At 64.8% G+C, this 13,737-nt stretch carries 13 protein-coding genes; 10 read left to right on the forward strand and 3 right to left on the reverse strand.

Translation table 11 applies throughout. The features are described 5' to 3' along the window. The first annotated feature begins 308 nt into the window (after positions 1-308). From IVB46_RS19210 to IVB46_RS19245, 8 genes are all read left to right on the forward strand, one after another. A complete protein-coding gene (locus IVB46_RS19210; protein ID WP_063981624.1) occupies positions 309-2,084 on the forward strand; it encodes an acetolactate synthase 3 large subunit in 1,776 nt (591 codons plus the stop codon). A gap of 4 nt (positions 2,085-2,088) precedes the next feature. Continuing rightward, positions 2,089-3,060, forward strand: a complete 972-nt coding sequence (locus tag IVB46_RS19215) for a threonine dehydratase (protein WP_071910522.1) — start codon at positions 2,089-2,091, stop codon at positions 3,058-3,060. Between the two features lie 23 nt (positions 3,061-3,083). Further along, positions 3,084-3,626 carry an acetolactate synthase small subunit gene (gene ilvN, locus IVB46_RS19220; RefSeq protein ID WP_014493064.1) on the forward strand — a complete coding sequence of 181 codons (543 nt, stop codon included), beginning with the start codon at positions 3,084-3,086 and terminating at the stop codon, positions 3,624-3,626. 3 nt (positions 3,627-3,629) lie between these two features. Then, the gene (locus IVB46_RS19225) at positions 3,630-4,325 is read left to right on the forward strand and encodes a class I SAM-dependent methyltransferase (protein WP_247303935.1); all 696 of its coding nucleotides are present in this window, start codon (positions 3,630-3,632) and stop codon (positions 4,323-4,325) included. 49 nt (positions 4,326-4,374) lie between these two features. Beyond that, entirely contained in the window at positions 4,375-5,250 is an 876-nt protein-coding gene (locus IVB46_RS19230; protein WP_247303933.1) for an EamA family transporter, read from the forward strand. 7 nt (positions 5,251-5,257) lie between these two features. Continuing rightward, a complete protein-coding gene (locus tag IVB46_RS19235) occupies positions 5,258-5,860 on the forward strand; it encodes a LysE family translocator (RefSeq protein WP_247303931.1) in 603 nt (200 codons plus the stop codon). 132 nt (positions 5,861-5,992) lie between these two features. Next, positions 5,993-7,012 carry a ketol-acid reductoisomerase gene (gene ilvC / locus IVB46_RS19240; protein WP_247303928.1) on the forward strand — a complete coding sequence of 340 codons (1,020 nt, stop codon included), beginning with the start codon at positions 5,993-5,995 and terminating at the stop codon, positions 7,010-7,012. A gap of 473 nt (positions 7,013-7,485) precedes the next feature. Beyond that, on the forward strand, positions 7,486-8,337 hold the full coding sequence (locus IVB46_RS19245) for an SDR family oxidoreductase (RefSeq protein ID WP_247303925.1): 852 nt from the start codon (positions 7,486-7,488) through the stop codon (positions 8,335-8,337). 7 nt (positions 8,338-8,344) lie between these two features. Here the strand turns inward: IVB46_RS19245 and IVB46_RS19250 are convergent, their stop codons facing one another. Further along, entirely contained in the window at positions 8,345-8,515 is a 171-nt protein-coding gene (locus tag IVB46_RS19250; protein WP_247303917.1) for a hypothetical protein, read from the reverse strand. Between the two features lie 106 nt (positions 8,516-8,621). Between IVB46_RS19250 and IVB46_RS19255 the strand changes: the two genes are divergently transcribed. Continuing rightward, entirely contained in the window at positions 8,622-9,275 is a 654-nt protein-coding gene (locus IVB46_RS19255) for a TetR/AcrR family transcriptional regulator (RefSeq protein WP_247343203.1), read from the forward strand. 215 nt (positions 9,276-9,490) lie between these two features. Further along, the gene (locus IVB46_RS19260) at positions 9,491-11,206 is read left to right on the forward strand and encodes a sulfatase-like hydrolase/transferase (protein ID WP_247304772.1); all 1,716 of its coding nucleotides are present in this window, start codon (positions 9,491-9,493) and stop codon (positions 11,204-11,206) included. A gap of 128 nt (positions 11,207-11,334) precedes the next feature. On the opposite strand, the gene IVB46_RS19265 is transcribed toward IVB46_RS19260, so the two are convergent. Both IVB46_RS19265 and IVB46_RS19270 read right to left on the reverse strand, forming a co-directional pair. After that, a complete protein-coding gene (locus IVB46_RS19265; protein ID WP_247343206.1) occupies positions 11,335-12,894 on the reverse strand; it encodes a glycine betaine ABC transporter substrate-binding protein in 1,560 nt (519 codons plus the stop codon). Then, entirely contained in the window at positions 12,891-13,673 is a 783-nt protein-coding gene (locus tag IVB46_RS19270; RefSeq protein WP_247303912.1) for an ABC transporter ATP-binding protein, read from the reverse strand. Before IVB46_RS19270 ends, IVB46_RS19265 begins: the two co-directional genes overlap by 4 nt. Between the last annotated feature and the right edge of the window lie 64 nt (positions 13,674-13,737).

The following is a 13,737-nucleotide window of genomic DNA, read 5'->3' on the forward strand; positions in this document are numbered from 1 at the left end:
CCGAATTTACCTCTCGCCGAACCCTGGGAACACCGCTACATTGCCAAAATCGCGCGGGAACGGTCGCATTGCCTTGACATCCGGGCTTTGACCGTTATGTTTCGCGCAACCTTTGGGAAGCCGGGCACCTGCCATGCGTAACATTATTACCAAACTCCTTATCGCCGTCGTACCCAGGCACACCGCCGGGGGTGGCTAGCTGCCATCCACAAGACAGGCGGTGTGCATGGGCCCTCTTCGGGGCCTTTTTTATTTCCCGAACCCGACACGAACGAAGCCGCTGACAACAGCGCATCCGGAGCAAGACAATGAGCGACAAGAGCCACGATCCGAACCAGATGACCGGCGCCGCGATGATCGTTCGCGCGCTCATCGATCATGGCGTGACCGACATTTTCGGCTATCCCGGTGGCGCCGTGCTTCCGATCTATGACGAGATCTTCCAGCAGAGCGAGGTCCAGCACATCCTGGTCCGCCACGAGCAGGGCGCGGGCCACGCCGCCGAGGGCTATGCGCGCTCGACCGGCAAGCCGGGCGTTGCATTGGTGACCTCCGGTCCCGGCGCCACCAACATGGTGACGCCACTGACCGACGCGCTGATGGACTCGATCCCGCTGGTCTGCATCTCCGGCCAGGTGCCGACGCATCTGATCGGCAACGACGCGTTCCAGGAGTGCGACACGGTCGGCATCACGCGGCCCTGCACCAAGCACAATTGGCTGGTGCGCGACGTCAACGATCTCGCCAAGGTGCTGCACGAGGCCTTCTATGTCGCGACCTCCGGCCGTCCCGGCCCGGTGCTCGTCGACGTGCCCAAGGACGTGCAGTTCGCGACCGGCACCTATCACCCGCCGCGCAAGTCGGACGTGCACCGCTCCTACGCGCCGCGCGTGAAGGGCGACGCGACGCAGATACGCAAGGCCGTGTCGCTGCTCGCCAATGCGAAGCGCCCTGTGATCTACAGCGGTGGCGGCGTCATCAATTCCGGCCCCGAGGCGACCAAGCTGTTGCGCGAGCTGGTCGAGGTCACCGGCTTCCCGATCACCTCAACGCTGATGGGTCTGGGTGCCTATCCGGCGTCGGGCAAGAACTGGCTCGGCATGCTCGGCATGCACGGCACCTATGAAGCCAACATGACCATGCATGATTGCGACGTCATGCTGTGCGTCGGCGCGCGCTTCGACGACCGCATCACCGGCCGCGTCGATGCGTTCTCGCCGGGCTCGAAGAAGATCCACATCGACATCGATCCGTCCTCGATCAACAAGAACATCCGTGTCGACGTGCCGATCATCGGCGACTGCGGCAACATCCTCGGCGACATCCTCCAGGTGTTCAAGGCGGAAGCGAAGAAGCCCGACATCAAGGCCTGGTGGCAGCAGATCGCGCAGTGGCGCGCCCGCAACTCGCTCTATTACAAAAAGAGCAACGACGTGATCCTGCCGCAACACGCGATCCAGAGCCTGTTCGAGGCGACACGCGGCAAGGACACTTACATCACGACGGAAGTCGGCCAGCACCAGATGTGGGCGGCGCAATTCTTCGGTTTCGAGGAGCCGCATCGCTGGATGACGTCGGGCGGTCTCGGCACCATGGGCTACGGCCTGCCGGCCGCGGTCGGCGTGCAGGTTGCCCATCCCGACAGCCTCGTCATCGACATCGCGGGCGATGCCTCGGTGCAGATGACGATGCAGGAGATGTCGACGGCGGTGCAGTACGAACTGCCGATCAAGATCTTCATCCTGAACAACCAGTACATGGGCATGGTGCGGCAGTGGCAGCAGCTGCTGCACGGCAACCGGCTGTCGCATTCCTATTCGGAGGCGTTGCCGGATTTCGTCAAGCTCGCCGAAGCCTATGGCGGCGTCGGCATCCAGGTGCACAAGCCCTCTGATCTCGACGGCGCCATCCAGGAGATGATCTCGGTCAAGCGTCCGGTGCTGTTCGACTGCCGCGTCGCGGCGCTCGAAAACTGCTTCCCGATGATCCCCTCCGGCAAGGCGCATAACGAGATGCTGTTGCCCGAGCAGGCGAACGACGAAGCCACCGCAAAGGCGTTCGCCGGCGGCAAGGCGCTGGTGTGACGTCATGTTCGACCTGACGGAGCTCGAGCGCGCACATGCGATCGTGGGGCAGGCGGTGCCGGCGACGCCGGCACGCGGCTGGCCGCTGCTCGCCGAGCGCCTCGGGACGCAGGTCATCGTCAAGCACGAGAACCATACGCCGATCGGCGCCTTCAAGGTGCGCGGCGGTCTCGTCTATCTCGAACGGCTGAAGCGCGAGCGGCCGAACATTCCGGGCATCATCTCGGCGACGCGCGGCAATCACGGCCAGAGCCTGGCCTTTGCCGCGAGCCGTCACGGCGTGCCGGCAGTGATTTACGTGCCGCGCGGCAACTCGGTCGAGAAGAACCGCGCGATGAAGGCGTTTGGCGCCGAGCTCGTCGAGCATGGCGAGGACTTTCAGGCGGCCGCCGAAGAGGCGCAGCGGCGCGCCCAATTTACCGGCCTGCACATGGTGCCGTCGTTCCATCCGGATCTCGTGCTCGGCGTCGCCACCTATGCGCTCGAACTGTTCCGGACGGCGCCGGATCTCGATGTTCTCTATGTGCCGATCGGGCAGGGCTCTGGCATCTCCGGCTGCATCATGGCGCGTGACCTGCTCGGCCTGAAGACCGAGATCGTCGGCGTGCAGTCGACCGAAGCGCCGTCCTACGCGCTGTCGTTCGCGGCCGGCAAGGTCGTGACGACGAAGACCAGCAACACGCTGGCCGACGGCATGGCAACGCGCATTCCCGATGCAGACGCGTTCGCGCTGATCCGCAAGGGTGCCGCGCGCATCGTGCAGGTTTCCGACGACGAGGTCGCCGCCGCGATCCGCGCCTACTGGACCGACACGCACAATCTCGCCGAAGGCGCGGGCGCCGCCGCGCTCGCCGCGGCGCTTCAGGAAAAGAACAAGCTGTCAGGCAAGCGCGTCGGTCTCGTGCTGTCCGGCGGCAATATCGATTTCGATCTGTTCCGCAGTTGGGTCGGGGCAGAGGCGCCAGCGATGGCGTGACGGAGAGACAAGAGGGGACGACCATGAACCAGCCGGCATCCGCCTATTTCATCGAGGACCGCCACGATCCCAACGAGACGCATACGCTCTCGGTGCTCGTGCAGAACGAGCCGGGCGTGCTCGCGCGCGTCATCGGGCTGTTCTCCGGGCGCGGCTACAACATCGAGAGTCTCACCGTCTCGGAGACCGAGAGCCAGAAGCATCTGTCGCGCATCACCATCGTCACCACGGGCACGCCGATGGTGATCGAGCAGATCAAGCACCAGCTCGACCGCATGATCCCGGTCTATCGCGTCGTCGACATGACCCTGACCAAGCGCTCGATCGAGCGCGAGCTTGCGATGGTGAAGGTGCGCGGGCAGGGCGAGCATCGCGTCGAGGCGCTGCGGTTGGCGGATGCGTTCCGTGCCCGCGTGATCGACGCCACCACCGAGAGCTTTGTGTTCGAGATCACAGGCAATACGGACAAGATCAACCAGTTTATCGACCTGATGCGCCCGCTCGGCCTTGTCGAGGTGTCGCGCACCGGCGTTGCCGCGATTGGCCGCGGGCCTGAGGGGATGTGAGCCATGCTGGCGCGCGACTGGTACTATAACGAGCGCAACCGGATGGGGATCGAGCCCGCAGTGGCCTCGATCTACGACGCCCATGACGATGCCGATCTGCGGGCGCGCGCCGCGCTGAAAATGCTTGGGGTGCAGCGAGGCTGGCGCATCGCGGATATCGGCTGCGGCAACGGCGTGCTCGCCACCGAAGCGGCGTTGTTGGGTGCCGAGGTGGACGCCATCGACATCTCGCCGGCGATGCTGGCGCTCGCCGAGATCTACGCCCGCGACCGCAAGGCCCCCGTGCGCACGCAGTCGGCCGGCTTGCTCAGCTTCGCCTACCGCCCGGAATCCTACGATCTGATCGTCAGCGAGTTCACGCTGCACCATCTGCCGGATTTCTGGAAGGCGGTGGCGATGTCGCGGATCTACCGTGCACTGAAGCCGGGCGCGAGCTTCTATCTGCGCGACATCGTCTACGCCTCGATGCCCGACGCCATCGAGCGCGACGTCGAGCAATGGGCCGACTTCCATATCAAGAACCACGATTTTTCGCGCGAAAGCGTCGTCACGCACATGCGCGACGAATATTCCACCTTCGGCTGGGTGATGGAGCGGATGCTGATCGATGTCGGCTTCACGCTGGTCTCGGTCGACTACCACGCGCCCATGCACGGCACTTATCTGCTGCGGAAACCGAAAGCCGGCGAGCAAGGCTAGAACAGAACAACAAACAGGGCTGCACGACAAAGCAGAACCGAGAACAACAATGAAGCCGGCCGATATCCTCATCGCCATTCTGGTGGCGGTCATCTGGGGGCTTGCCTTCGTGGCGAGCCGGATCGCGCTCGACGAATTTTCGCCGGAGTTGATGACGGCGATGCGCTTCACCATTGCCGCGGTGCCGTGCCTGTTCATTCCCAAGCCGAAGATCGCCTGGTCGCTGCTGATCGCGATCAGCTTCACGCTGTTCCTCGGCCAGTTCCTGAGCCAGGCCTATGGCATCGCCCACGGTGTTCCGGTGGGGTTGACCAGCGTCGTCGTGCAGAGCCAGGCGTTGTTCACCATCGGCTTTGCCGCGATCGCATTTGGCGAGCGGCCGACGCCGGTGCAGACCCTTGGCATCGTCCTCGCCGCAGTCGGACTGCTCTTGATCTGCGGTACCGTCGGTTACGATTTCAGCGTTGGTGCCTTCGCGGTGCTGATGATCGCCCCGATTTGTTTTGCCGTCGGCAATCTCCTGCTGCGCGGCGCCCGTGGCGCGCCGATGTTCGACCTGTTCGCCTGGCTCTGCCTCACCGCCGCCGTGCCGCTGTTCGGGCTGGCGCTGGTCGTCAACGGGCCGGTGCCGACCTTCCAGTCGCTGATCCATATGTCGCCGACTGGCCTCGTCTGCCTGCTGGCGATCGGCGCCATCTCGACCAGCATCGCCTATTGGCTGTGGGGTCGGCTGCTGCGTGACTATCCCGCAGCGCAAGTAGTGCCGTTCGCGCTGCTGGTGCCGTTCGTCGGCTCGGCTGCTTCCAGCCTCGTGTTTGGCGAGAAGTTCGGCCCGTTGCGGCTGGCCGGGATGCTGACGGTCATCGGCGGCATCGCGGTGATGGTGCTGGCGAGACGCCCGCAGCCGCTGCCGAAGATCGCGTGAGGTGAGCATGTCCCAGTCGCTGCTCTATGCCTTCATCATCTTCGCCCTCGTGATGTTCTTCACGCCGGGGCCGAACAACATCATGCTGCTGTCGTCGGGACTGACTTACGGCTTCCGCCGCACCATCCCGCATATCGCCGGCATCACGATCGGCTTCGCCTTCATGGTCGGCGCCGTCGGCCTCGGGCTCGGCACGGTGTTTCTGGCCTATCCGATCCTCCAGACCATCCTGAAATATGCCGGCGCCGCCTACTTGATTTACCTCGCCGCGGTGATCGCCTTCTCGGGGCCGGCCAAGCGGGGCGAGAAGGACGGCCGTGGCCCGATGACCTTCTGGGGCGCGGCGATGTTCCAGTGGATCAACGCCAAGGGCTGGGTGATCGTGATCGGCACCATCACCGCCTATGCCGCCATCGCCCAATTCCCCCTGAACATCGCGATCCAGACCCTGATCAGCCTGCTCGTCGGCACAGTCTCGACGGTGGTCTGGGCCTTGTTCGGCACTGCACTACGACCGGTACTGACCTCGGAGCGGCTGGTCCGCGCCTTCAATATCGTGATGGCGCTCCTGCTGCTCGCCTCCCTCTACCCCGTTTTCATGGATGCATGATGTCGCGGATTTCCATGCAGAAACGGGTTTCCCTAGGGGCTGAAAATGCTCTAGACAGCCCCCGAAATCCGCAAATTTCACCCTTCGGACACTGACCTTTGGCCGATTCTGGCCCTGAACGAGGAAACGACTATGCGTGTTTATTACGATCGCGACGCCGACCTGAACCTGATCAAGGGCAAGAAGGTCGCCATCGTCGGCTATGGCAGCCAGGGCCACGCCCATGCGCTCAACCTCAAGGACTCCGGCGTCAAGGAAGTCGCCATTGCGCTGCGCAAGGACTCGGGCTCGGTCAAGAAGGCGGAAGCCGCCGGCTTCAAGGTGATGGAAGTCGCCGACGCCGCCAAATGGGCCGACCTCGTCATGATGCTGACCCCGGACGAGCTCCAGGGCGACATCTATCGTGAGCACCTGCACGACAACATGAAGAAGGGCGCCGCCCTCGTGTTCGCGCACGGCCTCAACGTCCACTTCAACCTGCTCGACCCGCGCGCCGACCTCGACGTGCTCATGATCGCGCCGAAGGGCCCCGGCCACACGGTGCGTTCGGAATATCAGCGCGGCGGCGGCGTGCCCTGCCTGATCGCAATCGCCAAGGACGTCTCGGGCAACGCCCATGACCTCGGCCTCTCCTACGCCTCTGCCGTCGGCGGCGGTCGTGCCGGCATCATCGAGACCACCTTCAAGGAAGAGTGCGAGACCGACCTGTTCGGCGAGCAGGTCGTGCTCTGCGGCGGCCTGGTCGAGCTGATCAAGGCCGGCTACGAGACCCTGGTCGAAGCCGGTTACGCCCCGGAGATGGCCTATTTCGAGTGCCTGCACGAAGTGAAGCTGATCGTCGACCTGATCTATGAAGGCGGCATCGCCAACATGAACTACTCGATCTCCAACACCGCGGAGTACGGCGAGTACGTCACCGGTCCGCGCATCGTCACGGCGGAGACCAAGGCCGAGATGAAGCGCATTCTCGCCGACATCCAGGGCGGCAAGTTCGCCCGCGACTGGATGCTCGAGAACAAGGTCAACCAGACCTCGTTCAAGGCGACCCGCGCCAAGCTCGCCGCGCACCCGATCGAGGAAGTCGGCGCGAAACTGCGCGACATGATGCCCTGGATCAAGAAGGGCGCGCTGGTCGACAAGAGCAAGAACTGACGGGTGCGCCGTCATTCCGGGGTCGCGACTTCGTCGCGCCCCGGAATGACGAGCGAAACACAAGCTTCGCTTGCCAAACCAAATTTTAAACCTTCTCGACTACATCGGAGCGAGATCGCGAACGGCGGTCTCGCTCCTTTCATCTCGCGCGAAGCATTGCCGCTTCATTCAAATTCTTCGCGAGCTGACATGCCCTCTGAGCGCGAAGAACTGACGCTTAAACCACATTCTTGGTCTCGCGTCGTTTTCATAACTTCTCCAGAAGCTCGCGATCGCCAAAAGCCCAGCGTCTTCAAGATCGAGGATTCGGATCTTCACCTGCATCCTCAGGGCGCAATCAATCTCATGTCGCGAAGTTCGCGCGCCGCTTCATCTTAAGAATCGACACCCGCGACGTCCCTTTGAGCGTTGGGTGGCATTGCGCTGACACATCCTTCTCTCCATGATCGCGGGAACTTGAGGGGGAGGGGTCTATGCGATCTGTCGTCGTCACCGGCGCGTCCACCGGCATCGGCTGGGCCATTGCGAAATTTCTGATCGGGCGCGGCTACCGCGTCTTCGGCAGCGTCCGCAAGCAGGCCGACGCCGACCGGCTCAGGGGTGAGTTCGGCGCGAACTTCACGCCGCTCCTGTTCGACGTTACCGACGAGGCCGCCGTGCTCGCCGCTGCGCGCCAGGTTCGCGAGGCGCTGGCTGGCGACACGCTGGCGGGGCTCGTCAACAATGCCGGCATTGCGGTCGCGGGGCCGGTCCTGGAATTGTCGGTCGACGATTTCCGCCGCCAGATGGACATCAACGTCATCGGCCCGGTCATCGCGACGCAAGCCTTTGGGCCGCTGCTCGGCGCGGACCCATCGCTGAAGGGGCCGAAGGGGCGGATCGTGATGATCAGTTCGGTCGCCGGCAAGAACGGCAATCCGCTGTCGGCGCCTTACTGCACCTCCAAGCACGCCATAGAAGGCCTGTCGGAGAGCCTGCGGCGTGAGCTGATGCTGTTCGGGATCGACGTCATCATCGTCGCCCCGGGCGCAGTGAAGACGCCGATCTGGAGCAAGGCCGAAGAGATCGATCTCTCCGTCTATCAGAACTCGCCCTATCTGCCGGCGCTGAACAAGGTCATGGCGTTTATGATGGACCTCGGTGCGAAGGGTCTGCCGGCCGAGCGGATCGCCGAAATCGTGTTCGAGGCGCTGACCGCCGCGAGCCCTAAGGTGCGCTACCAGATCACGCCGGATCCGTTGCGCCATCTGATCGGCGCATTGTTGCCGAAACGGACGGTCGATCGCATCATCGCCAAGCGCCTCGGGTTCCCGCCGCAGGGCTGATCGACGTTCAGCTCGCTTCGGCCGTCCGTCGGCGGGGGTGGGCGGCCATGATCACCATCCATACGCCCTCGACCTCGAACTGCCGCATCGACGCGATCCACAGGCTGAGCGCGATCAGGCTCAGGGTGAGCACGGCGAGCAGCCGCCAGCCCTCGAACCAGTTTTGGCGTTGTGACATGGCGGTCTCCTCCCTAATGTAAGCATCGATTACATTTCAGGCTGGCGAAATCGTCAGCGGTGTAATCGGTGCTTACATTCACGTTCGGGTGATGCTAGGAAGCGCCATGCCCGCCCGACAGCCGTCAAAGCCGCGCGCCCGCCGCCAAACGCCAGAAGCCCGGCCCTATCATCACGGTGACCTCCGCCGCGTGCTGATCGATGCTGCGTTGCAACTGGCGGCGGAGGGTGCCGAAGTCTCGGTGCGCGAGGCCGCACGCCGGGCCGCGGTTTCGCCGGGGGCGCCGTTCCGGCACTTCCCCAACCGCGACGCGCTGATGGCGGCGGTGGCCGGGGAGGCGCAGCGGCGCTTTCGTGCCGAGATCGAGGTGGCGCTGGACCAGGCGCCGGCCACCGACCCGCTCGGCCGCTTCCGCGCCTTCGGGCTCGCCTACCTGCGCTGGGCGATGCGCTACCCCGCACATTTCGAGATCATCTCCACGGGGCGCTACTTCGCCCATGGCAGCTCCGCGGAGCTGACCCGCGACAATGCCGAGCTGATCGCTCTGACCGAACGGATGCTGGCTAACGCGGCGGAGCAGGGCCTGTTGCGGTCGGCCGACCTCAAGCGAATCCAGATCGCCGGCCGCGCCCTGGTCTACGGCTTTGCCCGGATGAATCTCGACGGCCACTTTCCGCGCTGGGGGGTCGAGGAGGGCGAGACCGAGCGGATGGCCGAAGGCGTGATCGACCTCTTTATCGCGGGGATCGCGAAGCCCTAGCTTGGCCAGCGGCTCCGCCCCTCGCTGTGCGGCACTTCCGCCCGCCACCACCATTAAGCGAAGGTCGGACCGCCGCGCGCGTTGCCTGTCATTGACTGTTCCGTTACAGTTTTATGACACGGTGCAGGCTTCCGGCTGCGCCGGATGCCCTTGCCGTCGTTAGGCCGGCCAGACGGCTAGGTATCATTGCGCCGGACCAGCTGTTGCGTGCCGTAATGGCGTCCGCGCCGAATCCAGGTCCTTCTGCCACCACCGCCGTGCTGGCGAGCGTTGCCGCGCTCGGCATCTGGCGCCTGCTTGCGGTTGCCGCGCCGCATCTTGCCGCCCTCGCGCTCATGTACGAGACCGAGACCGATTTCGGTTCGCGGCTTTCGTTCGTGCTCGCCTGGGGCATCCTCAATTTCTTCTGGATCACGCTCTTGCGGCGGCCGGCATTGTCGGGCGCGCTGTCGCTGACCATGGTCGTCGTGCTGGTGCTGCTGTCGCGGCTCAAGCACGACGTCGTGCAGATGACAGTCAACTTCATCGACCTGATGATGATCGACCGCGACACCGTGGCGTTCCTGTTCACGATCTTCCCGAACCTGCGCTGGTCGGTGATCGGGACCGGCCTCGTCACGCTGCCGCTGATGTATGCGCTGTGGTGGCTCGATCCGTTTCGCATCCGCCGCCTGCCGGCGCTCGCCTCTATGCTTGCCTGCCTTTCTGTGCTGGTCGGTTATTCGCTCTATCATCCTGATGAAGCCTGGCGCGGCTATTACGACGACGGCTATCTCTCGAAATTCTTCCGCTCCGGCGTCAGCGCGGTTTCCGACTTCGCGCAATACGGCTTCATGGAGTCGGCCGCCTCGACCAACGAGCGGCTCAACATGCCGCTGGTGGATGCCTGCCACCCCGCGGGTCGCCGGCCGAACATCATCATGGTCCATGATGAATCGAGCTTCGACATCCGCGCCGCCCAGGGCATCAAGGTGCCGCCGCGCTATGGCGATCATTTCAAATCCTTTGACGGCAAGCAGCGCACGTTCCTGGCCGAGAGCAATGGCGGGCCGAGCTGGTTCACCGAATACAACGTGCTCGCTGGCCTCTCCTCGCGCTCGTTCGGCCGCTTCGCCTATTTCGTGACGCGCATCGCCTCGAACCGCGTCGAGCGCGGCCTGCCGCTGGCGCTGCGCCGCTGCGGCTATGACACGCTATCGCTCTATCCCGCCTATGGCGGCTTCATGGGCGCGCGCAGCTTCCAGATGACGACCGGCGTCGAACGCTTCCTCGACTCGAAGGATCTCGGCGCCAAGGACGTCGAGCCGGACTCCTTTTTCTACGACAAGGCGCTCCAGCTGATGGGCCAGCAGCCGCCGAACAAGCCGCTGTTCACTTTCATCTATCTCGGCGCCAATCATTTCCCCTGGGAGACGCGCTTCCGCCCCGATCTGCTGCCGAACTGGCGCGCGCCGGGCAACAATGTAGCGTCCATCGACGAATATCTGCGCCGGCAGGCGATGAGCGCCGAGCAGTACAGAGCGTTTGTGGCGGGGCTGAAGAAGAATTTTCCCGGCGAGCCCTTCCTGATCGTGCGCTACGGCGATCATCAGCCCGAGTTTGCGCCGAACCTCCTCGAGCCCGGGCTCGACGAGGGCGCGCTCGGCAAGAAGCTCGACGCTTACGACCCGCGTCTCTATGCGACCTATTACGCGATCGACGCCATCAATTTCGAGCCGGTGAAGAGCGAGGCCGTGATGGACACGGTCGACGGCCCCTATCTCCCGCTGGTGATTCAGGAAGCCGCCGGCATTCCGCTCGATCCCTCCTTTGCCGAGCAGAAGCAGATCATGCTCCGCTGCAAAGGCATCTTCTACGGCTGCAAGGACGGCGCCGAGGCGCGGCGGCTCAACCGGCTGCTGATCAATGCCGGGATCATCCGGGGGCTGTAGCGCTGATCGCTACGCAGACCCAGATCGTAGGGTGGGCAAAGCGAAGCGTGCCCACCATCCCGTTGCTCGTGTTGAGAGACGGTGGGCACGGCGCTTACGCGCCTTTGCCCACCCTACGAAATCCGGGCCTACCGCTTGCCCACCTTCTCCCACAGCCATCTTGCCACAACATCCGGCGACGAATTCGCGTCGTTGCCGCTGGCGCGCAAATTGGCCTCGCGCATTGTGGCGATGTCGATCTTGCCGAGCAGCGGCCCGAGCGCGGCCTGTAGTCGCTCATCGCCGCCCCGCTTCGGCGCCAGCAGCAGGATCGCGTCGTAGGGCGGGATCGCGTGCCTGGGATCGTCCAGCACGACCAGATCGTATTTCGCGATCAGCCCGTCGCTGGTGTAGCCGGCGATCACGTCGACCTCGCCGCTGGCGACGGCCGCATACATGAAATCCGGCTGCATCTGGCGCTGGGCGCGGAACGAGAGGCCATAGGATTTTTGCAGCGCCGCCCATTCCGGGCGCGAGAAGAACTCGTAGTCGCCGGCGATGGACAGGGTCGGTGCATGCGCGGCGAGATCGGCGATGGTGCGGATGCCGAGCGCTTCGGCGCGCTTCTTCGGCATCACCAGCGCATAGGCGTTCTCGAAGCCGAGCTCGCCGAGCAGGGTGATGTTGTCCTTCGCGAGCGCCGTCTTGAGCTCCGCCAACAACTCCGCGCGCGGCTTGATGTCCGTGCGGTGCAGCTGGTTGGCCCACAGCGTGCCGGAATAATCGACATAGAGATCGATGTCGCCGGCCTTGAGCGCCTCGAAGATCACGCTGGAGCCGAGACCCGACCGCGCGGTCGCGGAGAGGCCGGCGGCCTGGAGGCGGTCCCTGAGCAGGGCGGACAGCACATATTGCTCGGCGAATGTCTTGGCGCCGACGACATAGCTCTGCGACGAGCGTCCCATCGTCGGCACCAGCGTTGCGAGGACCAGCGCCGCGATCCCGATGCCGCCGAGCGCGGCAGGCAGGCGGCTGCGGTGGCGCAAGCCGCTCTCGATCAGGCCGAGCAACTGATCGACGGCGAGCGCGAGCAGCGCCGAGGCAAAGCAGCCGAACAGCACGAACACCCAGTTCTGGGTCTGAAGCCCGGCAAAAATATAATTGCCGAGGCTGGTCTGCCCGATCGGCGTTGACAGGGTCGCGGTGCCGATCACCCACACCGCCGCGGTGCGGATGCCGGCCATCATCACCGGCAGCGCCAGCGGCAGCTCGACCATGATGAGCGACTGCCGCGCGGTCATGCCGACGCCTTTGGCGGCTTCGATCAGCGCGGGATCGATGCCGTTGAGGCCCGTGATGCCGTTGCGCAGCACCGGCAGCATCGAATAGAGCGCAAGCGCCAGCATCGCCGGCAGGAAGCCGAAAGCGGAGAAGGAGACGCCGAACCAGGCCAGCGTGACCGAGGCAGCCAGCAGCAGCAGTGGATAGAACAGCGCGAGCAGCGCCAGGCCGGGCACCGTCTGCACGATGCTTGCGAGCGCAAGCAGGACGGCGCGCGGCGCCGGGCGGTTGCGTGTCAGGATCGCCAGCGGCAGGCTGACGGCGAGGCCGAGCGCGAGCGCGGCGAGGCTGACCCGAACATGGTTGCCGAGATAGTCGGGCAGATGCGACAGCGCCTCGCCCCAGCGCGGATCGGCGAACAGGCTCATGCCGCACCGCTTTGTGGCAGCAGCGCGTTCAGCCGCTCGACCTGGCGCCGCGGCGTGCGCAGCAGCTCCAGCACATAGCCGTCGCCGCTCGTCGAGAGTTCCGCGGGCGTGCCTTGCGCCAGCAGCTGTCCGCTGCGCATCACCGCGATGCGGTCGGCGAGCAGGATCGCTTCGGTCATGTCATGCGTGATCATGACCGTGGTCAGGCCGAGGCTGCGGTGCAGTGAACGATAGTCGTCGCCGAGCGCATCGCGGGTGAGGGGATCGAGCGCGCCGAACGGCTCGTCCATCAGCACGATGCGGGGCCGTGCCGCGAGCGCCCGCGCCACCCCGACGCGCTGGCGCTGGCCGCCGGAGAGCGCCTCGGGCAGGCGATCGCGATGCGCGTGACGGTCGAGTTGCACGAGCTCGAGCAGCTCGTCGACCCGCGCGGTGATGTCCGCTGCCGGTGCGCCCAGCAGCCTTGGCGTGATCCCGATATTGTCGGCGACGCTCAGATGCGGAAACAGCCCGCCGCTCTGGAAGACGTAGCCGATCCGGCGCCGCAGCGCGACCGGATCGACGGTCTGTACATCCTCGCCCTCGACCGTGATGGTGCCGCCATCGGCCTCGATCAGCCGGTTGGCGAGCCGCAGCAGCGTGGTCTTGCCGGAGCCGGAGCCGCCGACAATGGCCAGAAATTCGCCCTCGGCGATATCGAGCGACACATCGTCGACGGCCTTGAGTGAGCCGAAGTTCTTGCTGACGTGGGAATAGCTGATGGCAGGTTTGGAGGGCATTCGACGCGGCTCACTCTTCCTTACCCTCCCCTGGAGGGGGAGGGTCGCTCGCGCGAAGCGCGGT

Origin of the sequence: Bradyrhizobium sp. 61 (assembly GCF_023073075.1) — a bacterium.
Lineage (GTDB): Bacteria > Pseudomonadota > Alphaproteobacteria > Rhizobiales > Xanthobacteraceae > Bradyrhizobium > Bradyrhizobium barranii.

What these genes read in the sequence shown, in the direction of transcription:
- IVB46_RS19210 (WP_063981624.1), top strand. Translation starts at nt 309, where the DNA reads ATGAGCGACAAGAGCCACGATCCGAACCAGATGACCGGCGCCGCGATG.
- IVB46_RS19215 (WP_071910522.1), top strand. Translation starts at nt 2,089, where the DNA reads ATGTTCGACCTGACGGAGCTCGAGCGCGCACATGCGATCGTGGGGCAG.
- ilvN (WP_014493064.1), top strand. Translation starts at nt 3,084, where the DNA reads ATGAACCAGCCGGCATCCGCCTATTTCATCGAGGACCGCCACGATCCC.
- IVB46_RS19225 (WP_247303935.1), top strand. Translation starts at nt 3,630, where the DNA reads ATGCTGGCGCGCGACTGGTACTATAACGAGCGCAACCGGATGGGGATC.
- IVB46_RS19230 (WP_247303933.1), top strand. Translation starts at nt 4,375, where the DNA reads ATGAAGCCGGCCGATATCCTCATCGCCATTCTGGTGGCGGTCATCTGG.
- IVB46_RS19235 (WP_247303931.1), top strand. Translation starts at nt 5,258, where the DNA reads ATGTCCCAGTCGCTGCTCTATGCCTTCATCATCTTCGCCCTCGTGATG.
- ilvC (WP_247303928.1), top strand. Translation starts at nt 5,993, where the DNA reads ATGCGTGTTTATTACGATCGCGACGCCGACCTGAACCTGATCAAGGGC.
- IVB46_RS19245 (WP_247303925.1), top strand. Translation starts at nt 7,486, where the DNA reads ATGCGATCTGTCGTCGTCACCGGCGCGTCCACCGGCATCGGCTGGGCC.
- IVB46_RS19250 (WP_247303917.1), bottom strand. Translation starts at nt 8,515, where the DNA reads ATGTCACAACGCCAAAACTGGTTCGAGGGCTGGCGGCTGCTCGCCGTG.
- IVB46_RS19255 (WP_247343203.1), top strand. Translation starts at nt 8,622, where the DNA reads ATGCCCGCCCGACAGCCGTCAAAGCCGCGCGCCCGCCGCCAAACGCCA.
- IVB46_RS19260 (WP_247304772.1), top strand. Translation starts at nt 9,491, where the DNA reads ATGGCGTCCGCGCCGAATCCAGGTCCTTCTGCCACCACCGCCGTGCTG.
- IVB46_RS19265 (WP_247343206.1), bottom strand. Translation starts at nt 12,894, where the DNA reads ATGAGCCTGTTCGCCGATCCGCGCTGGGGCGAGGCGCTGTCGCATCTG.
- IVB46_RS19270 (WP_247303912.1), bottom strand. Translation starts at nt 13,673, where the DNA reads ATGCCCTCCAAACCTGCCATCAGCTATTCCCACGTCAGCAAGAACTTC.